We start from the raw sequence: 21,262 nt of genomic DNA, 5'->3' as shown, positions 1-21,262 counted from the left end.
CCGGGGCGGTATTCCGGCTAGTCATCCTCCGTCTGCGCCCACGCGGCGACAGGCAGGCTCAGATACACACCGACGAGGTGGCCCGCGGGCAGGATGCGGGCCACCTCGTCGTGGATGTGGGCCACCCGGCGGTCACGGTCGGCGGCGCGGTCCTCGAACCACTTCGACTTCACTTCGATCAGCACGTCGATATCGAACCGGTGGCCCGGCTCAGCGGATCGGCAGCGTATAAGGACGTCACCGGGTTGCAGGCGGCCGTCGTACGGTTCCGCCGCACAGGCCACCGCCACGGAGACGATATGCGGCAACTCCTCGACGAGCCGACGCTTCGAATCGTCGGAGACTCGGGGCGCGCAGGTGATGTCGATGAGGGGCACCCGGCCAGCATGCCAGAGCCCATCGGCACCCCGCGCACATGGAGCTCCGGTCGCACCCGGGGGGCGTACGCGAATCCCTTATCGCAGCGCGGAGTTCCACGCGGAATCGCTCGCGACCAGTTCGGAGAGGTGACGCAGCAGAAAGTCGTTCACCGCACCGGTGCGCTCGAGTTGGACGAGATGTCCCGCGCCGGCAACCTTTTCGATCGCCCGCAGATCCGGTACGTGCGCGCGCAGCACCGCCAGCGGGTCTCGGCCACTGAAACCCTCCATATCCGGGTCGTTTTCGCCGTAGAGGAAACAGGTCGGCACCGACACCGTCGTCGGCAGCCCTTCGGTCAGCTCCCAGTTGCGGTCCAGCGCCCGGTACCAGGTCAGCCCGCCGGTGAAGCCGGTCCGTTCGAATTCGGCTGCGAGGGTGTCGAATTCGGATTCCGAGAGCCAAGGCCAGGGCAGCGCCGGCGCCGGCGGCAGCGCGTCGAGGTAACCGATGCCGGGCGGATTCTTCCAGGTGTCGAGGTAGTGGAACTCGCCACTGAGCGCGTAGTACACGCGGGCCAGGAATTCGCGGGGGCGAGCGGCGAGTTCGGCGTCGGCGACGCCGGGCTCCTGAAAATAGGACAGATGCAGGAAATGGCGCTGCGCGGCGCGCGTCCAGAACTGCGACGGCGCCGTCGGCGGCCGGGGCGCGTACGGATTGTTCAGCACCATGATCGCCGCTACCCGCGCCGGCGCCCGCAGTGCCAGCTCCCACACCAGCTGGGCGCCGAAGTCCAGGCCGACGAAAACCGCCCGCTCGGCACCGATCTCGTCGAGCAGCCCGAGCAGATCGCCGATCACGGCCCGATTGGTGGTCGCCTCCACCCCGCCGGGCGCCTCGGTACGGCCGTAGCCACGCAGATCCGGGGCGAGGGCGTGATATCCGGCCGCCGCCAGCGCCGACAGCTGCCGATGCCACACGTACCAGCCGTGCGGAAATCCGTGGCAGAAGATCACCGGATACCCGCGCCCCGCTTCGGCGATATGCAGCCGAATCCCGTTGGTCTCCACGAACCGATGCGTCGGCCCCACTGCGCCTCCCAGGTACTAGAACACGTTCTCGTTTCACGGTAGTGTCCCGGAGTTGTGAACGGAATACTGACCGATCGAGTCGCCGTCGTCACCGGTGCGAGCCGCGGCATCGGCAAGGGCATCGCGCTCGAGCTGGGTGCGGCCGGCGCCACGGTGTACGTGACCGGGCGCTCCCAACGTCCCGGGCAGCTGCCGGGCACCGTGGCCGCGACCGCGGGCGAGATCGACGAGCTCGGCGGGCGGGGGGTGCCGTTCGTCTGCGATCACCGCGACGACGAGGCGGTGGCGCGGTTGTTCGAGTCCGTGCGCGCCGACCACGGCCGGTTGGATGTTCTGGTCAACAACGTCTACAACTCCCCCGCCTCGGCGCGCTGGCTCGGCAAACCGTTCTGGGAGGTGCCGCCGAAGGCCTGGGACGAGGGCTTCGACATCGGAGTGCGCTCGCATTACGCCGCCGCCCATTTCGCGGCTCCGCTGCTGATCGAATCGGGAGGGCTGATCGTCGACATCTCCTCACCGGGCGCCGAACATTTCACCCACAACGTCGTCTACGGCGTGGGCAAGGCCGCCGTCGACCGGCTGACCGCCGATCTGGCGCATGATCTGGCCGGCACCGAGGTCACGGTGGTGTCGCTGTGGCCGGGAATCGTCAATACCGAACTGCTGCAACTGGTTCCGGCCGATGCGCAGGGCCGGCGCCTGATCACGCTGCCCGGTGAAGGCACCATCGATCTGAACGAGGCCGAGACTCCACATTTCGCCGGGCGCGCGGTGGTCGCGCTCGCGGCGGATCCGGGCCGGCGCTCACGCACCGGCCGGGCGTGGCGGGTGGCCGATCTGGCCGAAGCCTACGGCTTCACCGATATCGACGGCCGCGTGCCGCGCACGTGATGGCCGTCGTTCCCTTAGCCTGAGGCGGCGGGTCTTCCCGCGACGCCGGCAGTGAAGGAGGGTGGATGGACGCGATCGCGAATTTCGACGCGCTGGTAGCGGCGGCGGACGCTCCGATCTACGTGGTGACGGTGGCGACCGAATTCGAGCGCGCCGGGTGTGTGGTCGGCTTCGCGTCCCAGGTCGGTATCGAACCACGTCGATTCCTGGTGTGCCTGTCCGAACTCAACTACACCTACCGGGTGGCCGCCGGCGCTACCCACGTCGCGGTGCATCTCGTCGATTCCGGGTCGCGAGCACTGGCCCAGCTGTTCGGCGCGGAGACCGGCGACGATGTCGACAAGTTCACCTGGTGCCGGTGGCATCACGGCCCCGACGGAGTGGTGGTGCTCGACGAGGCGGCGGCCTGGTTTTCCGGCCGGATCCTCGAGCGCCACGATTTCGGCGACCACGTGGGCCTGTTGCTGGAGCCACTGGGCGGCCCGCCCCCGCCGGAGGGCACCACCGGACTCCGCTACAGCGACCTCACCGGTCTCACCCCCGGCCACCCCGCCTGAACGCTTGCACCAGTGTTCGAGGCCCCCAGTGTTCGAGGCGCCCAGTGTTCGAGGCCCCAGCGTTCGAGGCCCTTCAGCCGTTCGAGGCGATGTCGAGGAAGCTACGCACCGACCTGCCCGGCGCGGGCCTGGTCCGCCAGGCCAGCCGCAGGGCCGACGGCGGTGCGTCCGGGATATCGAGGTAGGCCACGCCGGGATGCGGCGCTCGGGTGCGTGCCAGTTCGGGAACGGCCCCGATGCCCCGGTCGGCGGCGATCAACTCGATCCACTCGTCGAAATTCGTGCAGGTGACGATCTCGCGGCCGGGTTCTGCCGCGGGCCAACTGGTTTCGTCGGTGGTGCCGGAGACGGTGTTGACCACCAGCGGATAGGCGGCCAGATCCTGCCACCGCAGCGCCGCCGCGTTCGCCAGTGGCGAGCGGATGGACACCGCCGCTACCCGCCGCTCGGTGCCGATGATCCGTCCGGTCATGGCGGCAGGCAGCCGAATATCCTTGCGATACAGGGCGATATCGATACTTCCCGCCGCGACGGCGGCCACCGGATCGTCGATACGGTGGATGCCGACCCGCCCGCCGCGCGCCTCGAAGCGGGTGCGGACCTCGGTGAACCAGTCGTCGGGCAGCAGCCAGGAAAACCCCACCGATACCCGGGCTCGCAGCCGCAGATCGGCGGTGACGGCATCGAGATCGGCGACGATCCGGGTCGCGGCCGCCAGCAGATACTCCCCTTCCGCAGTGAGGACGAAGCGTCGCGCACTGCGCTCGACCAGCCGGCAGTCCAGAATCCGTTCGGCCTGTTGCACGGTGCGAGTCAGCGAAGGCTGGGTGGTGTGCAGCCGCGCCGCGGCGCGGGTGTAGTTGGCTTCCTCGCACAGCACCAGGAACGCGCGCAGATGCCGCACTTCCAGATCCATACGCTCAGCGTATACATCGTGCACAGGAAGCATTTCACGAGGCCGTGACGGATCCGTAGCGTTGATCGACGTGACCATCGCAGTTCCTCGAGAGGCATCCCTCGCGCCCGCGCTGCGCGCCTCGGCCGGATTGGCCGCCGCCATGGGCATCGGTCGCTTCGTCTACACGCCGCTGCTTCCGGTGATGATCGACGCCGGCCGCTTCGGCGCACCTACCGGCGCGGTCGTGGCCGCGGCCAACTACACAGGCTATCTGCTGGGCGCGGTCGCGCTGGCGCGGTTTCCGGAATACAACGGCCGCACGGCATTTCGGCTGTCGGCCGCCGCGCTGGTGGTCAGTGAGGCGGCCATGGCGATCCCCGCGCCGGCGATCCTGCCGATCAGCCTGCGGACGGTGTCCGGCGTCGCCGGCGCGGTGCTGTTCATCGGCTGCGCGCAGATCGCCGCCCGGCACGAAAACAGAAGGCGCGCAGCCGGTATCGCCTTCGCCGGAGTGGGCACGGGGATCGCGGCAACGGGTGCGCTGGTACTGATCGCGCAATCGGTGCTGTCGTGGCAGGCACTGTGGCTCGCCGCGGCCGCGCTGACCGCGCTGCTGCTGTGGCCGGCCCTACGGCTGGAAATCGTCGCCGGTAGCCGTACCGGCGCGGCGACGGTGCGGTCGCGACGCTCATGGCGGTTACTCCAGGTGACGTATTTCCTGGAGGGGCTGGGCTATATCGTCCTGGGAACGTTCCTGGTCGCCGCCGTGGACGCCACCGGTCATCGGACCGCGGGAACCGCGATCTGGATCGTCGTGGGAGTGGCGGCCGCCCCCGCGACCGTGGTGTGGGGTCTGATCGCCCCGCGGGCCACTCCGGTGACCGCGCTGGTGGCCGCCCTGGTGCTGCAATGTCTGTCGGCCCTGTTGCCGACGCTGTCGGCGGGTGTCTGGCCGGCGGTGGCGTCGGCCGCCTTGTTCGGCGCGACCTTCATGGGAATCACCCTGCTCGCCCTCGAGATCGGCGATGATCTGGCCGGTCCGGGAGCGGCGGCGACGTTGACCGCCGGATACGGACTCGGCCAAATGCTCGGACCTCTCGCGGTGGCGCCGGTGCTCGGCAACAGCTACGACGCCGCGTTCACAATCGCGGCAATGATCCTGGCCGTCGCCGCGGTGTCGGCGATCACGATCTGCTCGCGCCGATCAGGCGAACTTGATCTCGAAACCGATGCCAAGAATGGCGATGAACCAGATCAGGCCGACGAAGATGGTGATGCGATCGAGGTTCTTCTCGACCACCGTGGATCCGGACAGACTCGACTGCACACCACCACCGAACAGGCTGGACAAGCCTCCACCCTTCGCGCGGTGCAGCAACACCAGCAACACCAGCAAGACGCTGGTGATGACGAGGAGGATATCCAGGAACATTTGCATGGCGACAGTTTATGGGATGCTCAGCCCACCACCGAACCGGCCGTCATCCCGCCGTCTACGACGAATTCCGCGCCGGTGCAATAGCTGGATTCGGCGCTCGCCAGAAAGACCACCAGATCCGACACCTCGGCGGGCAGGCCGAGCCGCGCGCACGTTCTCGCCGCGATCGACCGCGATCTCCTCGGTGGCGCCGATCATCGGCGTCAGAATTCCGCCGGGATGCACCGAGTTGACCCGCACACCCTCGGGCGCGAGTTCCAGCGCGGCCGACTTGGTCAGCCCCCGCACTCCGAACTTCGAGGCGGTGTAGGCGTGCATGCCGCCCACGCCCTGGATGCCGGCCGCGGAGGAAATATTGATCACCGCGGCCGGGCGGGCGGCGACCAGGGCGTCGCGCGCGGCGCTCAACCCCAGGAAGGGACCGGTCAGATTGATGTCGATCACCCGCTGCCACTGCTTCTCGGTGTAGGTGCCCAGCGGGCCGCCGTCGAGCACACCCGCATTGTTGACCAGCACGTTCAGCAGCCCGAATCGTTCGACGGTGGTGGCGACGGCGGCATGCCAGTCAGCGGCCTCGGTGACGTCGAGGTGCACGTAACCGGCCTGCTCACCCAGATCCGCGGCCAGCGCCCGCCCCGCGTCGTCGGCGATGTCGCCGAGCATCACCCGCGCGCCCTCGGCGACGAAGGCCCGCGCGTGCGAGGCGCCCATACCGGAGGCGCCGCCGCTGATGAGGGCGACCCGGCCCATCAAACGTCCACTCATGAATCGTCTCGCATCTCTCGTCGATCGGGGTCAGGGGGCGGAATGGGCGGGCCGTCCAGGCGCAGCACGCACCGGGTGCCGGTGTAGATGGTGGGCATGCATTCGTTGCAGTGGATGCAGGCCGAACGGGTCGCGGCGTCGGAGCGGATGCGCCGCAGCAGATCCGGTTCGCGCAGCAGGGCGCGGCCCATCGCCATGAATTCGAAGCCTTCGCGCCGCGCCCGCCGCATATCGTCGATATCGGTGATTCCGCCCAGCAGCACCAACGGCATGGACAGCTCGCGGCGGAACTGGCGGGCCCGTTCGATCAGGTACGTGCCGTGATACGGGTACTCACGCAGGAACGCCTTGCCGACGACCTTGAAGCCCAGGCGGGTCGGGCCGGGCAGCGTCTTGGCGAAGGCCTGCCGTGGCGCATCGCCGTGGAACAGCAGCATCGGGTTGAGCAGCGAACTTCCGGCGGTCAGTTCGAGGGCGTCGAGTCCGCCGTCGGATTCCAGCCAAGAGGCCACCCGGAGTGATTCGGCCAGCGAAAATCCGCCACGCACACCGTCTTCCATATTCAGCTTGGCCAGAATCGCCAGCCGGCCGCCGACCGCTTCGCGCACCGCGAGCGCGACCTCGCGGGCCATCCGGGCGCGATGGTCCAACGTCCCGCCGTAGGCGTCCTTCCGGCGGTTCAGCAGCGGACTGAGGAACGAGCTGACCAGATAGTTGTGGCCGAAATGCAGTTCCACGGCATCGAATCCGGCCTCCTCGGCCAGCAATACCGCCTGCACGTGCGCGGCGACCAGATCCTGGATCTCGGCCACCGACGGCGACTGCGTCATCTTCATGCTCAACGGCGACCACAGCCGCGTGGGCGCCAGCGCCGGCGCCCGGTTCGACGCCGCATTGGCGACCGGTCCCGCATGGCCGATCTGAGCGCTGACCTTGGCCCCTTCGGCGTGGATGGCATCGGTGAGCCGCCGCAATCCCGGTAGCGCCTCGGGGCGCATCCAGATCTGGTGGCGGTCGGTGCGCCCGCCTGGTGCGACGGCGCAGTAGGCGATGGTGCTCATCCCCACGCCGCCGGCCGCGATCTCCCGATGGAACTCGATCAGTTCGTCGGTGACCAGCGCGTCGGGGGTCCGTCCTTCGAAGGTGGCGGCCTTGATCACCCGGTTACGCAACGTGATCGGGCCCAGATCGACGGGGTCGAAAATATCGTTCACTACTACTCCTGAACGGCGGGATGCGAAGCGGTGGACGCCGGGACGGCGGGATGCGGAGCACCGGTATCGGGCGGCGGTGCGCTCAACCCGGCGATGACGAATTCGCGCAGCGTCGCCACCGCGGACGGCGCGATGTCGTAGTCCTCGGTGCTGCCGAAGCGCATGATGATCAGGTCGAAGGCCAGCTGCCAGCGCCGGCGCGCCTCACCGGAGGTCAGCTCCGGTAGCAGCTGTGACCACGACTCCATCCGGAACCACTGATGCTGCCAGGACATCGGCCGCCGGCGCAGGATCAATCCGGCCAGCAGCCGCAGATGCAACCGGCCCATCGGATCGGCGGCGAGCTCGACGAACGGTGCGAGCACCGCGTCGACCACCGTCGGGACCGAGCTCGGCTCGGCGGCGGTGGCCGCCGCCAGCCCCTCGGCCCACAGCGGACCGAGCCGATCCTCGATGAGGGCGGCGATCAGCGCCTCCTTGGAGCCGAAGTGGTAGTGCACCGCGGCCGGGTTGGCACCCGCGGCCACGCAGACCGCCCGGACCGAGACGTCCTCGTAGCGCTCGGTCAGCAGTAACCGCTCCGCTGCCGCCAGCAGTTTGGCCCGGGTACCCGCTGCCACCTTCTCGCCCATGCCGTTAGTGAACCACGGCACAGAACAGGTTTCAATCACTGATTGAATCATTGCGATAAAGCGCTGCGCATCGGCCATTTCCGCGGTAGTGGACATGTCAAGGAATACTGGAGCACCTGCCCCCGTTCAGGTGATTGAACTTTTGATCAGATCTCAGGAGGCGGCCATGCAGTTCGGCATCTTCACCGTCGGCGACGTCACCGTCGATCCGACCACCGGCATCGCGCCCACGGAGGGCGAGCGCATCGACGCGATGATGCGCCTGGCCCTGAAGGCCGAGGAGGTCGGGCTGGACGTGTTCGCCACCGGTGAGCACCACAATCCGCCGTTCGTGCCGTCCTCGCCGACCACCATGCTCGGCTGGGTCGCGGCGCGCACCGAGAAATTGCAGTTGTCGACCTCGACCACGCTCATCACCACCAACGACCCGGTGAAGATCGCCGAGGACTACGCGATGCTGCAGCATCTGTCGGGCGGCCGGATCGACCTGATGATGGGCCGCGGCAACACCGGGCCGGTCTATCCGTGGTTCGGCAAGGACATCCGCAAGGGCGTCGAGCTCGCGATCGAGAACTACCACCTGCTGCGCCGGCTGTGGCGCGAACCGGTGGTCGACTGGCAGGGCCAGTTCCGCACGCCGTTGCAGGGATTCACCGCGACTCCCGCACCACTGGACGGCACGCCGCCGTTCGTGTGGCACGGCTCGATCCGTTCGCCGGAGATCGCCGAGCAGGCCGCCTATTACGGCGACGGCTTCTTCCACAACAACATCTTCTGGAACAAGGAACACACCGAGGAGATGGTGCGGCTGTACCGGCAGCGGTTCGAGCACTACGGTCACGGTTCGGCCGACCAGGCGATCGTCGGTCTGGGCGGGCAGGTCTTCATGGCCGAGACCGAGGCGGAGGCCAAGAAGTTCTTCCGGCCGTACTTCGACAACGCGCCCGTCTACGGGCACGGTCCGTCGCTGGAGGATTTCACCGAGATGACGCCGCTGACCGTCGGTACTCCCGAGCAGGTCATCGAGCGCACCCTCGGCTTCGCCGACTACGCCGGTGACTATCAGCGCCAGCTGTTCCTGATCGACCATGCCGGCCTGCCGATCGACGTCGCCCTGGAACAGGTCGAGATCCTGGGCCGCGAGGTGGTGCCGGTGCTGCGCAAGGAATTCGAATTGCGCCGTCCCGCACACGTTCCCAGCGATCCGCCGACCCACGCGTCGCTGGTGGCGGCCGGGCCCGACGCGCCGCATCATCTGGTCGAGCCGGCCCGCGAGCGGCTGCTGACCGCCGCCGAGCAGGCCTGATTCATCCAACCGCGCAGTCATCCGACCGCATCGAACGAGGGACGAAAACCCATGTCGCACACCGTTGTCGTACTCACCGCCGGGTTGTCGCAACCGTCGAGCACCCGCCTGCTCGCCGATCAACTCGCCGATGCGGTGGCCTCGGCCGTCGGCGCCCGCGGTGAGGCCGTGACCATCGAGGTCATCGAATTGCGGGATCTGGCAAGCGAACTCGCCGCCACAACGGTCTCCGGCGGCCTGCCGACGCCCGCGGTGGCGGCGGCGCGCGAGAAGGTGTCCGCGGCGGACGGTCTCATCGCCGTCACCCCGGTGTTCGCCGCGAGCTACTCCGGGTTGTTCAAGATGTTCGTCGACGTGCTCGACACCGAGGCGCTCAACGCCATGCCGGTGCTCATCGCCGCCACGGCCGGAACCGCCCGGCACGCGCTGGTGCTCGAGCATGCGATGCGGCCGTTGTTCACCTACCTGCGCGCCGTCGTCGTTCCGACCGGCGTGTTCGCCGCGACCGAGGATTTCGGCTCGGCCGGACTGGGCGAGCGGATCCACCGCGCCGCGGCCGAACTCGCCACCCTGGTGGTCGCGGTACCGACCGGCGTGGACGGGTTCCTCCCCGAACCGGCTCGGACCCGGCAGTCGGGCAACCATGTCGGTGAGGTGACGCCGTTCGCCAAGCTGCTCGCGGGCCACACGGGCCATACCGAACATCCCCACCGCCCGGCCGAACAGCGGTAGGACTCCGCGCTTCTGCCCTGCCAAGTCAGTCCCCGCTCTGATCGACCCGCTCGGGCAGGCCGGCGAGCAGGTCGGCAGGTTGGCTTCGACCGCCCGCGCACCAATCCGGTGTGCGGGCGGTCGCGCGCGACATGATGGAGGGGTGACTGCGGGCCCGGAAGAGCTTCTCGACGACTGGTTGCGTGTATCCCTGCGAGAGATGCGGCCGGGACCGCGGCGCGCCGCCACCGATCCGATCGGCAGCGGGAGTCCGATCACCGTCGGGACGTGTCTGGACTTGTTCGACGCTCAGGCCACGAGCCGGCATCTGGATTTCGCGGCGCGGCGGCTCGGTGCGGGCAAGCGCGGGTACTACAGCATCGGTTCCAGCGGGCACGAGGGCAATGTGGTGCTGGCGCAGGCGTTGCGCAGCACCGATCCGGCGCTGCTGCACTACCGGTCCGGTGCGTTCTTCGTGCACCGCTGCCGGCAGATCCCGGGGCTGGACCCGATCCGTGACGTGCTGCTGGGTGTCGTCGCGGCGGCCGCTGATCCGATCTCCGGCGGGCGACACAAGGTGTTCGGCAGTGCGCCCGCGTCGGTGATACCGCAGACCTCGACCATCGCCTCCCATCTCCCTCGCGCGATGGGGCTCGCCTTCGCGCTCGATCGGGCCCGCCGGCTGGGCCGGGACACGCCGTGGCCACGAGATGCGGTGGTGCTGTGCACATTCGGCGATGCCTCGGCCAATCACTCCACCGCGACCGGTGCGATCAACGCCGCGATCCATACCGCACACCAAGGTATTCCGATGCCGCTGCTGTTCGTCTGCGAGGACAACGGGCTCGGCATCAGCGTGCCCACTCCCCCGGGCTGGATCGAAGCGGCCTTCGGATCGCGGCCGGGGCTGCGGTATTTCGACGCCGACGGATCCGACCTCCGGCAGGCTCTGTCGGTGGCGTCCGCGGCCGCGGAATCCGTGCGTGTCCGGCGGCGTCCCGCACTGTTGCGACTGCGCACGGTGCGGCTGCTCGGGCACGCCGGGTCCGACGTGGAGTCGGCATACCGGCGGCCCGAGGACATCGAGGCCGACCGCCGCCGCGATCCGGTGGCCGCGACGGCCCGGCTGCTCGTCGAGATCGGCGCCGCGACCGCCGCGGAGGTTATCGCCCGCTACGACGCGATCGGCGCCCGCGTGGCGGCGATGGCGGCACAGGTGGCCGGGGAACCGCACCTCGACTCGGCCGAAGCGATCCGGGCGCCCTTGGAGTTCGGACGGGCCGGACAGCCTTCGCCGGCCCCGACGCCCGGCCCTCGCGCCGGAGACCGCATGCCGCCCGAGAGTCCGCTGCGGACAGACACTGTGGAGCATCCGGGGTCGGGAACCGGGTCCGCGGCGGCCGCCGAACCAGGAGACCGCACCGATCCTGGTGCCTCCCCGGCCGCGGTGCCCGCGGATTCCACCGACACCTCGACGGACGGCGAGACGAGTCCGGCGGAGCGGTCGAATGCCGGGGCCTCACAGCACACCGCCGATCGCACCGGGCCGATGACGCTGGCGCAGGCGATCAACCACACGCTGGCATCGTTGCTCGGCCATGACCCCGATGTGCTGGTCTTCGGCGAGGACGTCGGGCGCAAGGGTGGCGTCTACGGCGTGACCAAGGGGCTGCAGCGGGAGTTCGGGGCGCGGCGGGTGTTCGACAGCCTGCTGGACGAGCAGAGCGTGCTCGGCACCGCGCTGGGCGCCGGACTCGCCGGATTCGTACCGATTCCGGAGATCCAGTATCTGGCCTACGTGCACAATGCGCTGGACCAGATCCGAGGGGAGGCGGCGACCCTGTCGTACTTCTCCGCGGGGCAGTACCACAACCCCATGGTGGCACGGATCGCCTCGTTCGCCTATCAGCGCGGCTTCGGCGGGCATTTCCACAACGACAATTCCGTTGCGGCGCTGCGTGATATCCCCGGCGTGGTAGTCGCGGCGCCGTCCCGGGCCGACGACGCCGCCGCGATGCTGCGCCGGTGCGTCGAGGCCGCTCGCAGCGAGGGCCGGGTGTGTCTCTACCTCGAACCGATCGCCCTGTACCACACCCGCGACCTGCACCGCCCCGGCGACGGGGGCTGGCTCGCCATCCCCGCCGACGATCCGGCATCGCTCGGGCGGGCCCGAATCCACGGTGACGGCACGGATCTCACGATCGTCACCTTCGCCAACGGCGTGCCGATGAGCCTGCGCGTCGCACAGCGCCTGGCGGACAACGGCATTCATGCGCGCGTACTCGACCTGCGCTGGCTCACACCGCTTCCCGTCGGCGATCTGCTGCACCACGCCCGCGCCACCGGCGCCGTTCTCGTCGCCGATGAGACCCGCCGCAGCGGCGGGGTCTCGGAATCGGTGTGCACCGCGCTGCTCGACGGCGGTTTCGACGGCCACCTCGCCCGCGTCACCAGCGCCGACAGCTTCGTCCCACTCGGGCCCGCCGCCGAACTGGTGCTGCTGAGCGAGGCGGCGATCGAGGCCGCGGCGCATCGGTTACTGAAATCCGGCTCGCGCCACCGGGTTTGACGCCCGCGGACGATCAGCGCGGAATGACCGTTGTCGGCAGCGCGGCGAAACCGCGATTGTTGGAGGAGTGGATGCGACGCAGCCCGGACGGGTCGATGTCGTAGTCGGCGATGCGGGCGGTGATCTCCCCGAGCGCGGTCCGCAACTCCAGCAGGCCGAGATTCGACCCGAGGCAGTGGTGGCGCCCGCTGCCGAAGACCAGCGCATCAGAGGTGTCGCGGTCGAGATCGAAGACGTCGGGCCGGTCGAAGACCTCGGGATCGCGGTTCGCCGAACCGGTCAGCAGCAGCATCCGCGCACCCGCCGGAATCGTGACGCCGTGCAGTTCGACGGCCTCGGTGGTGGTGCGCAACTGCGACTGGGTCGCCGGGTCGTAGCGCATGCCCTCGGCGATCCAGTCGTCGACGCGCCCGAGCGCCGCGGCCCGCTGGTCCGGATGCGCCCACCCGGCGTACCAGATATTGCCCAGCGTGAGCATGGTCGTCTCGATCCCTGCACCGACCAGCAGGATCAACACGCCCACGATTTCCTCCGGGGTGAGCCGGTCGTCCCCGTCGGCGGCATCGAGCAGACCGGACAGCAGATCGTCGGTGCGGTGCTTGCTGCGTTCGATGGTCAGTTCGGTGTAGTAGCCGACCAGGGCGCCGATCGCCTGCATGGCCTCCGGCCGCAGATCGGTCGACTCCTCCTCGGTGTACATGATCTCCATGCCGAGTTTGCGCACCAGATCTCGATCAGCGCGCGGCACGCCGACCAGTTCGGAGATGACCTCGGTCGGATACGGACCCGCGAAGTCGGTCATCAGGTCGAAACTGCCGCGTTCGAGCAGCGGCTCCAGCAGGCCGGTGGCGATCTCGCGCAGCCGCGGCGCCAGCGCCTGCACCCGGCGCGCAGTGAACGCGCGCGTGACCAGGCCACGCATACGAGTGTGTTTCGGCGGGTCCATCGCCACGAAGGAGAAGAACTGCTCGGCCTGCGGGCCCCAGAAGGCCGGTTCCATCCGCAGCCCGTTGGCGCTCGAGAATCGATCCGAATCACGCAGTGCGGCAAGCACATCGGCGTAGCGCGAGAGGGCCCAGAAGTCGTCGCCGGGGTTGCGGAACACCGGCGCCCGCTCCCGCAACTGCGCGTAGACCGGATACGGATCGTCGTGAATGCCGAAATCGTACGGACTGAATTGCACTGACATCTTCGACCTCCCCGACCGCACGGCAGGGGCCGCGCCGGTTCACCATCCGAGCTGACAGGATGACAGTAGTCGATAATGGTTCGTCGCCGTCGCCAGAAGGAAGAGGTGTCATGGAACCAGTGACCGGATCACACGGCCCGCATGGGGATCCTGTGGCGCCGCCCGGCATCGATGTCACCACCCCGCATCCGGCCCGGCGTTACGACTACTGGCTCGGCGGCAAGGACAACTTCGAGGCCGACCGCGCCTCCGCGGAAGCGGTCGCCGAGGCTTTTCCCAGCGTGCAGATCTCCGCGTTGGAGAATCGGGCATTCCTGCATCGAGTGGTCAGCTATCTGTCGGCCCAGGTCGGCATCCGGCAATTCCTGGACCTCGGCGCCGGCCTGCCGACCGCCGGAAACGTGCACGAGATCGCACAGGCCGCCGCGCCCGAATCCCGCATCGTCTACGTCGACAACGATCCGATCGTCGCCCTGCACGCCCGCAGCCTGCTCGACAGCGCCCCCGAGGGGGCGATCGCGTATTTGGAAGCCGACGCGCGCGACCGCGACCGCATCCTCACTCATCCGGACCTGCTCGCCACCTTGGATCTGTCGCAACCCGTGGCTCTGATGATGCTCGCGGTGGTGCATTTCTTCACCGACGAGGACCGTCCGTACGACATGGTGCGGCAGTGGGTCGACGCGCTGCCGCCCGGCAGCTATCTGGTGATGTCGCATGCCACCAGCGATCACCTGTCCGAGGAGGACCTCGCCGACAGCGAACAGGCCAACAAGCGCAGCGGTATCCCGTTCCGGCTGCGCTCGACCGCCGAGTTCAGCCGATTCTTCGCCGGGCTCGACCTCGTCGAACCCGGGATCGGATCGATCATCCACTGGCCCACCGAATCCCGGCGTGCCCATCCCCGGCCGGAGGCGGTGTCGATGCTCGGTGCGGTGGCGCGCAAACCCTGATCCGGTTACACCACGACATCGGCCCCGCTTCCGCAGTACGCGGAAGCCGGGGCCGAATCGTTCTGTGCCGCAGGCGATTACTCGCCCGTCGCAATCAGGGCAGCGGACCGCCCGCGGCGATCGCCGACAGGGTCGCGAATTCGTCGCCCTTGAGCGAGGCGCCGCCGACGAGCGCGCCGTCGATATCGGCGGCCGCGATGAGCTCACCGACGTTCTTGGCGTTCACCGACCCGCCGTAGAGGATGCGCACGCCCGCAGCGACCTCCTGGCCGGCCAGCTCCGCCAGTTCGGCGCGCAACGCACCGCACACCTCCTGCGCGTCGGCCGGGGTGGCGACGCGGCCGGTGCCGATCGCCCAGACCGGCTCGTAGGCGATGACGACCTTCGCGATCTGCTCCGGCGTCAGCCCCTTGAGCGAACCCCGCAACTGCTCGAGGTTGTACTGGACGTGGGTCTGCGCCTCGCGCACGCCCAGTCCCTCGCCGATGCAGACGATCGGCGTCATGTCGTACTGCAGCACCTTCTTGGCCTTCGCCAGCACCGTGGCGTCGTCCTCGTTGTGGTACTGCCGCCGCTCCGAGTGGCCGACCACCACGTAGCTGCACGACAGCTTCGCCAGCATCGCCGCACTGATCTCACCGGTGTAGGCACCGGATTCGTGCACCGACACATCCTGGGCACCGAAGGTGAGCCGCAGCCGGTCGCCCTCGATGAGGGTCTGGATGCTGCGGATGTCGGTGAACGGCGGGATGACCGTGACGTCGACCTTGTCGAAGTACTTGTCCGGCAGGGCGAACGCGATCTTCTGCACCAGGGCGATGGCCTCGAGGTGATTGAGGTTCATCTTCCAGTTGCCGGCGATCAACGGTTTGCGTGCCATTGTCAGCCCTCCCCGTCCTCGAGCACGCTGATACCCGGAAGCTGTTTGCCCTCCAGGTATTCCAGCGAGGCGCCGCCGCCGGTGGAGATGTGGGAGAACCCGTCCTCCGGCAGGCCGAGCGTGCGCACGGCGGCGGCCGAATCGCCTCCGCCGACCACGGTGAACGCGCCCTTACCGGTCGCGCTCACCAGCGCCTCGGCCACCGCGCGCGTCCCCGCGGCAAAGGCCTCGAATTCGAACACACCCATCGGACCGTTCCAGAACACCGTCCGGGCCTCGGTCAGAAGCGCAGCGAAGCGCTTGGCCGACTCGGGCCCGATGTCCAGGCCCATCCAGCCCGCGGGAATTTCGTTGGCGGCCACCGTCTTCGACTCCGCGTCCGCGGCGAACGTGTCCGCGACCACGATGTCCACCGGCAGGTGGATAACGTCGGCGAAACGTTCCAGCAGATCCTTGCAGGTATCGACCATCTCCTCCTGCAGCAACGAGGAGCCGACCGAAAGACCTTGAGCGGCAAGGAAAGTGAAGCACATTCCGCCACCGATGACGAGGGTGTCGACCTTGGGGGCCAGCGCCTCGATCACGGCGAGCTTGTCCGACACCTTGGAACCGCCGAGCACGACCGCGTACGGGCGCTCGGTGTCGGTGGTGAGCTTGCGCAGCACGTCGACCTCCGCGGCCACCAGGGTGCCCGCGTAGTGCGGCAGCAGTTGCGCCACATCGTAGACCGAGGCCTGCTTGCGGTGCACCACCCCGAAGCCGTCGGAGACGAACGCGCCGTCGTCGCCGACCAATTCCACCAGCGCCTGGGCCAGCTTCCGGCGCTGGGCGTCGTCCTTGCTGGTTTCGCGCGGATCGAAGCGGATGTTCTCGAGCAGCAACACATCACCGTCGGTGAGGCCCTCGGACCGCGCGAGCGCGTCCTGGCCCACCACATCACCGGCGAGCTGCACGTTGCGGCCCAGCTCCTCGCCCAGCTTCGCGGCGACGGGCGCCAGCGACAGCTTCGGATCGGGTTCGCCCTTGGGGCGGCCCAGGTGGGCGGTGACGATGACCTTGGCGCCGGCCTCGGCCAGCGTCTTGATCGTGGGCACCGAGGCGATGATCCGGCCCGGATCGGTGATCACGCCGTTGTCGAGGGGAACGTTCAGGTCGGAGCGCACGAGTACGCCCCGCCCCTCCACGCCCTCGGCAAGGAGATCCTGAAGAGTCTTGACTGCCATGGGTTTACAGCGACTTGCCGACGAGGCCGATCAGGTCGGCGAGACGGTTGGAGTAACCCCACTCGTTGTCGTACCACGACACGACCTTGACCTGGTCGTCGATGACCTTGGTCAGCGGCGCGTCGTAGATCGAGGAGTGCGGGTCGGTCACGATGTCGCTGGAGACGATCGGGGCGACGTTGTACTTCAGGATGCCCTTCAGCGGCCCTTCGGCGGCGGCCTTGTAGGCGGCGTTGATCTCGTCGATGGTCGCCGACTTGCGCAGCGTCGCCGTCAGGTCGGTGACCGAACCGGTCGGCACCGGCACACGCAGCGCGTAGCCGTCCAGCTTGCCCTGCAGCTCCGGAAGCACCAGGCCGATGGCCTTGGCGGCGCCGGTGCCGGTGGGGACGATGTTCAGGGCGGCGGCGCGGGCGCGACGCAGGTCGCTGTGCGGGCCGTCCTGCAGGTTCTGGTCCTGCGTGTAGGCGTGAATCGTGGTCATCAGGCCACGCTCGATGCCGAATTCGTCGTTGAGAACCTTGGCCAGCGGGCCGAGGCAGTTGGTAGTGCACGACGCGTTGGAGATGATGTTCTGGCTGCCGTCGTACTGGCTGTCGTTGACACCCATGACCACGGTCAGGTCCTCACCCTTGGCGGGCGCGGAGATGATGACCTTCTTGGCGCCGGCGGCCAGATGTCCCTTGGCCTTGGTGGCGTCGGTGAAGATGCCGGTCGACTCGACGACCACGTCGACACCCAGATCGCCCCACGGCAGCGCGGACGGGCCCTCCTTGATGGCCAGTGCCTTGATCCGCTGGTCGCCGACCACGATGGTGTCGTCGCCGTCGAGCGAGACGTCCTGCGGCAGCCGGCCGAGGATCGAGTCGTACTTCAGCAGCGTGGCCAGGGTCGCGTTGTCGGTGAGGTCGTTGACCGCGACGATCTCGATATCGGTGGTGCCGAGCGCTTTCTGCGCCTCCACCGCCCGGAAGAAGTTACGTCCGATACGACCGAAGCCGTTGATGCCTACCCGGACAGTCACGTTATCGCTCCTCAGCTTTCAAGCGGATTCATTCCGATGCCAGACCACCCTAATGCCCGGCCATAACATCACGGACACACCCCTGCCGCGACCTCACCGACCCGACGCTGCGCCGGTGAGCGTGAGTTCACGCCTCTCGCACCGAACCGTCGCGGCCGCGGCTACCGGCCCTGCCCATTCGCGGCGGGGATACCCCTCTGCCAGGGTTTTGACCTGTCCCGGCTCCTCTATTTCGGTGCCGGTGGGTTCGGTAGCAAGAGCCTATCGCACCGTGCTCACCGAAAAGGCGCCACGAACGCAGGTTGTGGACAACCACGAACCTGTGGACAAACCATCGCTCGTGCGGCGCAAGGGGATTCGCGGCCACAACTCCGCTCGATTCAGCCTCGGGTCGCGCAACCGGCCGATGGACAGCTACCGCGAGGACGGTCCCGGGCCGATGCCGACAATTCGGGACCGGTCCGCTCACGCGTCTTCGAGCAGTTCGGCGGTGACGGCCGATTCGGTATCGGGAATGCCCAATTCCTTGGCGCGGCGGTCGGCCATGGACAACAGGCGGCGAATACGCCCGGCGACGGCGTCCTTGGTCATCGGCGGGTCGGCCAGCTGTCCGAGTTCTTCCAGCGACGCCTGGCGGTGCTGCACGCGCAACCGGCCCGCGGCGGCCAGATGATCGGGCACGTCCTCGCCGAGGATCTCGAGGGCGCGCTCCACGCGGGCCGCGGCGGCAACGGCGGCCCGGGCCGAGCGGCGCAGGTTGGCGTCGTCGAAGTTGGCCAGGCGGTTCGCGGTCGCGCGGACCTCCCGCCGCATCCGGCGTTCCTCCCAGGTCAGCCGCGTGTCCTGAGCGCCCATCCGGGTCAGCAGGGCGCCGATGGCCTCCCCGTCGCGCACCACGACGCGATCGGTACCACGCACCTCGCGAGCCTTGGCCGAGATGCCCATCCGGCGGGCCGCGCCAACCAGGGCCAGTGCCGCCTCGGGGCCGGGGCAGCTCACCTCGAGCGCCGAGGAACGCCCGGGCTCGGTGAGCGAACCGTGGGCCAGGAAGGCACCGCGCCAGGCCGCTTCCGAATCGCCGATGCTGCCGCCGACGACCTGCGCCGGCAGTCCACGCACCGGGCGGCCGCGCACATCGAGCAATCCGGTCTGGCGGGCCAGCGCCTCGCCCTCCTTGGACACGCGCACGACATATCGGGAGGTCTTGCGCAAACCACCCGCGCCCAGCACGTGCACATCCGATCCGTAGCCGTAGAGCTCGAAGATCTCGCGCCGCAGTCGCCGCGCGATCGAGCCCATATCGACCTCGGCCTCGACGATCACCCGACCGCCGACGATGTGCAGGCCACCGGCGAACCGGAGTAGGGCCGACAGTTCCGCCTTGCGTGCACTCACCTGCGAGACGGACAGACGGCTCAACTCGTCTTTCACCTCGGCTGTCATCGCCACGAGACCCGCTCCTTTCCACCCAACACGGACCGCACCTGCTGGACCGGATGCCGTCCTTCGACTCGAAGCCCTGCCAATTCCGGCCGAGGTTGGCGGATCACCTGATCCAGTGCGGCGGCTAGCTTTCCAGGGTGGTGCCGGTCCGTCCCCGCCTCGGCGACATCAGCGAAGGTTACTCGTGCACGCAGCTGTTCGGCAGCTCTTGCCACATGTTCGCGCTCCCTACCCTCGGGTACGGAGCCGGAGTCCACGAGCACATGGTCGACAGCGAAATCCGGTGCGTGCTGGGACAATACATGCAGGTGCCGTTCGGCGGAGAATCCCGTGGTCTCTCCGGGCTCCGCCGCCAGGTTCAGGACCAGCACTTTCACCGCGCGGGTATGCATCAGCGCCTCCCGCAGATCCGGCACGAGCATGTGCGGAATGACGCTGGTGAACCACGATCCGGGACCCAGCACCACCACGTCGGCGTGCTCGATCGCCGAGGTGGCCTCGGGGCTGGCCGGCGGGTCGGACGGGATCAGCCGGACCCGGCGTACCTTGCCCGGCGTGGTGGCCACCGCGACCTGGCCACGGATACACCGGCTGACCCGCGGGTCGACCTCGAGGCCGGAGACGTCGGCTTCGATGGTCAGCGCGGTCGGCGACATCGGCAGCACCCGGCCTACACAGCGCAGGATCGCGGCCATCTCGTCGAGCGCCGCGACCGGATCGCCGAGCATTTCGGCCAGCCCGGCCAGCACGAGGTTGCCGACCGAATGCCCGGCCAGCGCACCGGTGCCGCCGAAGCGGTGCTGCGCCGTGCGCGCCCAGACCCCGTCGGGATCCTCGGCCAGGGCAGCCAGCGCCATGCGCAGATCACCCGGCGGCAGCATGCCCAGTTCGGCACGCAGCCGCCCGGACGATCCGCCGTCGTCGGCGACGGTCACGACCGCGGTGATGCGCTCGGTGAGCCGGCGAGCGGCGGTCAGGGTGGCGTAGAGACCGTGCCCGCCGCCCAGCGCCACCAGAGTGGGGTCGGGAGAATCGCCGGATTTTCCCGACGCGGAGGTGTCGCCGCTATGGTCCGCGTCGCTCATTCGCGCCCCAGATCCCGGTGGACCACGCGGACGACATCGGTCGAGGCACTGTCGGGCCGGCCCAGCAGTTCACCCAGCTCCTCGGCGATCGCCACGCTGCGGTGCTTACCACCGGTACACCCCACTGCCACGGTCATATATCGCTTCCCCTCCTGGCGGTAGCCGCTGGTGGTCAGGTCGACCAGATGGCGGCACGTATTCACATAGTCGTCGGCGCCGGGCCGTGACAATACGTACTCGCTGACCACGGCGTCCTGCCCGGTATGTTCCCGCAATTCCGGAATCCAATGCGGGTTCGGCAGAAATCGGACGTCGAAAACCATGTCCGCGTCCAGCGGGACACCGTATTTGAATCCGAACGATTGAATCGTCACCTGCAGGGCCGCGGGTGCGCCGCCGCCGTAGGCCTCCTCCAATTTGCGGTGCAACTGGTGGACCGACAGCGCGGTCGTGTCGATCACCAGGTCGGCGGCGGTCTTGACCTTCGACAGGGCCCGGCGTTCCGCGGCGATCCCGGCCGAGAGGGTGCCGTCGGCACTCTCGCTCTGCAGCGGGTGGCGGCGGCGGGCGAAGCCGAAGCGCCGGATCAGTACATCGTCGGAGGCCTCGAGGAACAACAGGCGGGTGCCGACCCCGTTGGCCCGCAGCTGATCGGTCACCCCGGACAGGTCGCCGGTGAAGAAGCGGCTGCGCACGTCCATGACCAGCGCGAGTTTGGTGATCGGCGGATCGGCGGCGGCACCGAGTTCGATCAGCCGGCCGATCAGTTCCGGCGGCAGATTGTCCGCGACGTACCAGCCGAGGTCTTCGAGGACTCGGGCGGCGGTGCCTCGCCCGGCACCGGACAGGCCGGTGACGATGACGACCTCGACCGGATGCGCATCGGGCCGCGGCCGGATGCCGGTACTCGCGTTGGGGTTCGATTCGACGCTCGTCATGTCCTATCGGGTTCCGTCCGTGGCTGCCATTCGATCATCCTGCCCGCCCCGACCGGCCGCGGCGGAGCGCGCACCGCCGGCGAAACCGAGCCGTGACC

General features: G+C 68.6%; 19 protein-coding genes and 2 pseudogenes. 7 read left to right on the top strand and 14 right to left on the bottom strand.

The features are described 5' to 3' along the window. Positions 1-17 precede the first annotated feature (17 nt). The gene (locus C5E41_RS16065; RefSeq protein ID WP_104376625.1) at positions 18-377 is read right to left on the bottom strand and encodes a hypothetical protein; all 360 of its coding nucleotides are present in this window, start codon (positions 375-377) and stop codon (positions 18-20) included. A 78-nt stretch (positions 378-455) separates the two neighbouring features. Beyond that, the gene (locus tag C5E41_RS16060; RefSeq protein ID WP_258081010.1) at positions 456-1,427 is read right to left on the bottom strand and encodes an alpha/beta fold hydrolase; all 972 of its coding nucleotides are present in this window, start codon (positions 1,425-1,427) and stop codon (positions 456-458) included. A gap of 75 nt (positions 1,428-1,502) precedes the next feature. Here C5E41_RS16060 and C5E41_RS16055 point away from each other — a divergent pair, with 75 nt between their 5' ends. Both C5E41_RS16055 and C5E41_RS16050 read left to right on the top strand, forming a co-directional pair. Then, positions 1,503-2,339, top strand: a complete 837-nt coding sequence (locus tag C5E41_RS16055; RefSeq protein WP_104376623.1) for an SDR family NAD(P)-dependent oxidoreductase — start codon at positions 1,503-1,505, stop codon at positions 2,337-2,339. A gap of 65 nt (positions 2,340-2,404) precedes the next feature. Then, positions 2,405-2,896, top strand: coding sequence for a flavin reductase family protein (locus tag C5E41_RS16050; RefSeq protein WP_181063267.1), 492 nt, complete (start codon positions 2,405-2,407; stop codon positions 2,894-2,896). A 73-nt stretch (positions 2,897-2,969) separates the two neighbouring features. Here the strand turns inward: C5E41_RS16050 and C5E41_RS16045 are convergent, their stop codons facing one another. Then, positions 2,970-3,812 carry a LysR family transcriptional regulator gene (locus tag C5E41_RS16045; RefSeq protein WP_104376622.1) on the bottom strand — a complete coding sequence of 281 codons (843 nt, stop codon included), beginning with the start codon at positions 3,810-3,812 and terminating at the stop codon, positions 2,970-2,972. Between the two features lie 142 nt (positions 3,813-3,954). On the opposite strand from C5E41_RS16045, the pseudogene C5E41_RS16040 reads away from it, so the two are divergent. After that, positions 3,955-4,959, top strand: a pseudogene (locus tag C5E41_RS16040) (YbfB/YjiJ family MFS transporter); the annotation flags it as partial. A 39-nt stretch (positions 4,960-4,998) separates the two neighbouring features. Here the strand turns inward: C5E41_RS16040 and secG are convergent. The 4 genes and pseudogenes from secG to C5E41_RS16020 all read right to left on the bottom strand — a co-directional run bounded on the left by secG (position 4,999) and on the right by C5E41_RS16020 (position 7,843). Next, a complete protein-coding gene (gene secG / locus C5E41_RS16035; protein ID WP_030518417.1) occupies positions 4,999-5,232 on the bottom strand; it encodes a preprotein translocase subunit SecG in 234 nt (77 codons plus the stop codon). 20 nt (positions 5,233-5,252) lie between these two features. Continuing rightward, positions 5,253-5,997, bottom strand: a pseudogene (locus C5E41_RS16030) (SDR family oxidoreductase). Then, positions 5,994-7,211: an NADH:flavin oxidoreductase gene (locus C5E41_RS16025; RefSeq protein ID WP_104376621.1), complete on the bottom strand. Its 1,218-nt coding sequence runs from the start codon at positions 7,209-7,211 to the stop codon at positions 5,994-5,996. Before C5E41_RS16025 ends, C5E41_RS16030 begins: the two are co-directional and overlap by 4 nt. Positions 7,212-7,213: 2 nt before the next feature. Beyond that, the gene (locus C5E41_RS16020; RefSeq protein ID WP_104376620.1) at positions 7,214-7,843 is read right to left on the bottom strand and encodes a TetR/AcrR family transcriptional regulator; all 630 of its coding nucleotides are present in this window, start codon (positions 7,841-7,843) and stop codon (positions 7,214-7,216) included. Between the two features lie 166 nt (positions 7,844-8,009). Here C5E41_RS16020 and C5E41_RS16015 point away from each other — a divergent pair, with 166 nt between their 5' ends. The 3 genes from C5E41_RS16015 (at position 8,010) to C5E41_RS16005 (ending at position 12,429) form a co-directional block, all read left to right on the top strand. Continuing rightward, positions 8,010-9,149, top strand: coding sequence for an LLM class flavin-dependent oxidoreductase (locus C5E41_RS16015; RefSeq protein ID WP_104376619.1), 1,140 nt, complete (start codon positions 8,010-8,012; stop codon positions 9,147-9,149). Positions 9,150-9,200: 51 nt separating this feature from the next. Beyond that, positions 9,201-9,881, top strand: a complete 681-nt coding sequence (locus C5E41_RS16010) for an FMN reductase (protein ID WP_104376618.1) — start codon at positions 9,201-9,203, stop codon at positions 9,879-9,881. A gap of 199 nt (positions 9,882-10,080) precedes the next feature. Next, positions 10,081-12,429, top strand: coding sequence for a thiamine pyrophosphate-dependent enzyme (locus tag C5E41_RS16005; protein ID WP_104376617.1), 2,349 nt, complete (start codon positions 10,081-10,083; stop codon positions 12,427-12,429). A gap of 13 nt (positions 12,430-12,442) precedes the next feature. Here C5E41_RS16005 and C5E41_RS16000 read toward each other — a convergent pair whose 3' ends face one another. Beyond that, positions 12,443-13,618 carry a cytochrome P450 gene (locus C5E41_RS16000; RefSeq protein WP_104376616.1) on the bottom strand — a complete coding sequence of 392 codons (1,176 nt, stop codon included), beginning with the start codon at positions 13,616-13,618 and terminating at the stop codon, positions 12,443-12,445. Positions 13,619-13,728: 110 nt separating this feature from the next. On the opposite strand from C5E41_RS16000, the gene C5E41_RS15995 reads away from it, so the two are divergent. Next, on the top strand, positions 13,729-14,571 hold the full coding sequence (locus tag C5E41_RS15995; protein ID WP_104376615.1) for an SAM-dependent methyltransferase: 843 nt from the start codon (positions 13,729-13,731) through the stop codon (positions 14,569-14,571). Between the two features lie 94 nt (positions 14,572-14,665). On the opposite strand, the gene tpiA is transcribed toward C5E41_RS15995, so the two are convergent. The 6 genes from tpiA to rapZ all read right to left on the bottom strand — a co-directional run bounded on the left by tpiA (position 14,666) and on the right by rapZ (position 21,164). Continuing rightward, positions 14,666-15,451: a triose-phosphate isomerase gene (tpiA, locus tag C5E41_RS15990; protein ID WP_063009029.1), complete on the bottom strand. Its 786-nt coding sequence runs from the start codon at positions 15,449-15,451 to the stop codon at positions 14,666-14,668. A gap of 2 nt (positions 15,452-15,453) precedes the next feature. Beyond that, entirely contained in the window at positions 15,454-16,674 is a 1,221-nt protein-coding gene (locus C5E41_RS15985) for a phosphoglycerate kinase (protein WP_104376614.1), read from the bottom strand. A 4-nt stretch (positions 16,675-16,678) separates the two neighbouring features. Further along, on the bottom strand, positions 16,679-17,698 hold the full coding sequence (gene gap, locus C5E41_RS15980; protein WP_104376613.1) for a type I glyceraldehyde-3-phosphate dehydrogenase: 1,020 nt from the start codon (positions 17,696-17,698) through the stop codon (positions 16,679-16,681). Between the two features lie 465 nt (positions 17,699-18,163). Then, positions 18,164-19,147 carry a DNA-binding protein WhiA gene (gene whiA / locus C5E41_RS15975; protein WP_030514031.1) on the bottom strand — a complete coding sequence of 328 codons (984 nt, stop codon included), beginning with the start codon at positions 19,145-19,147 and terminating at the stop codon, positions 18,164-18,166. After that, a complete protein-coding gene (locus C5E41_RS15970; RefSeq protein ID WP_104376612.1) occupies positions 19,138-20,226 on the bottom strand; it encodes a gluconeogenesis factor YvcK family protein in 1,089 nt (362 codons plus the stop codon). Before C5E41_RS15970 ends, whiA begins: the two co-directional genes overlap by 10 nt. Next, entirely contained in the window at positions 20,223-21,164 is a 942-nt protein-coding gene (gene rapZ / locus C5E41_RS15965; RefSeq protein WP_030514029.1) for an RNase adapter RapZ, read from the bottom strand. Before rapZ ends, C5E41_RS15970 begins: the two co-directional genes overlap by 4 nt. Positions 21,165-21,262: the final 98 nt, after the last annotated feature.

This window comes from Nocardia nova, from assembly GCF_002933465.1.
GTDB classification, from domain to species: domain Bacteria; phylum Actinomycetota; class Actinomycetes; order Mycobacteriales; family Mycobacteriaceae; genus Nocardia; species Nocardia nova_B.
The sequence above is the reverse complement of the archived record's forward strand: the minus strand, read 5'-3'. Positions and strand labels throughout refer to the sequence as shown.

Coding starts and splice junctions, on each gene's coding strand:
- C5E41_RS16050 (WP_181063267.1), top strand. CDS start 2,405: ATGGACGCGATCGCGAATTTCGACGCGCTGGTAGCGGCGGCGGACGCT.
- C5E41_RS16020 (WP_104376620.1), bottom strand. CDS start 7,843: ATGGGCGAGAAGGTGGCAGCGGGTACCCGGGCCAAACTGCTGGCGGCA.
- rapZ (WP_030514029.1), bottom strand. CDS start 21,164: ATGACGAGCGTCGAATCGAACCCCAACGCGAGTACCGGCATCCGGCCG.
- C5E41_RS15970 (WP_104376612.1), bottom strand. CDS start 20,226: ATGAGCGACGCGGACCATAGCGGCGACACCTCCGCGTCGGGAAAATCC.
- C5E41_RS16000 (WP_104376616.1), bottom strand. CDS start 13,618: ATGTCAGTGCAATTCAGTCCGTACGATTTCGGCATTCACGACGATCCG.
- C5E41_RS16010 (WP_104376618.1), top strand. CDS start 9,201: ATGTCGCACACCGTTGTCGTACTCACCGCCGGGTTGTCGCAACCGTCG.
- secG (WP_030518417.1), bottom strand. CDS start 5,232: ATGCAAATGTTCCTGGATATCCTCCTCGTCATCACCAGCGTCTTGCTG.
- tpiA (WP_063009029.1), bottom strand. CDS start 15,451: ATGGCACGCAAACCGTTGATCGCCGGCAACTGGAAGATGAACCTCAAT.
- C5E41_RS15995 (WP_104376615.1), top strand. CDS start 13,729: ATGGAACCAGTGACCGGATCACACGGCCCGCATGGGGATCCTGTGGCG.
- C5E41_RS15985 (WP_104376614.1), bottom strand. CDS start 16,674: ATGGCAGTCAAGACTCTTCAGGATCTCCTTGCCGAGGGCGTGGAGGGG.
- C5E41_RS16045 (WP_104376622.1), bottom strand. CDS start 3,812: ATGGATCTGGAAGTGCGGCATCTGCGCGCGTTCCTGGTGCTGTGCGAG.
- C5E41_RS16015 (WP_104376619.1), top strand. CDS start 8,010: ATGCAGTTCGGCATCTTCACCGTCGGCGACGTCACCGTCGATCCGACC.
- C5E41_RS16005 (WP_104376617.1), top strand. CDS start 10,081: ATGCGGCCGGGACCGCGGCGCGCCGCCACCGATCCGATCGGCAGCGGG.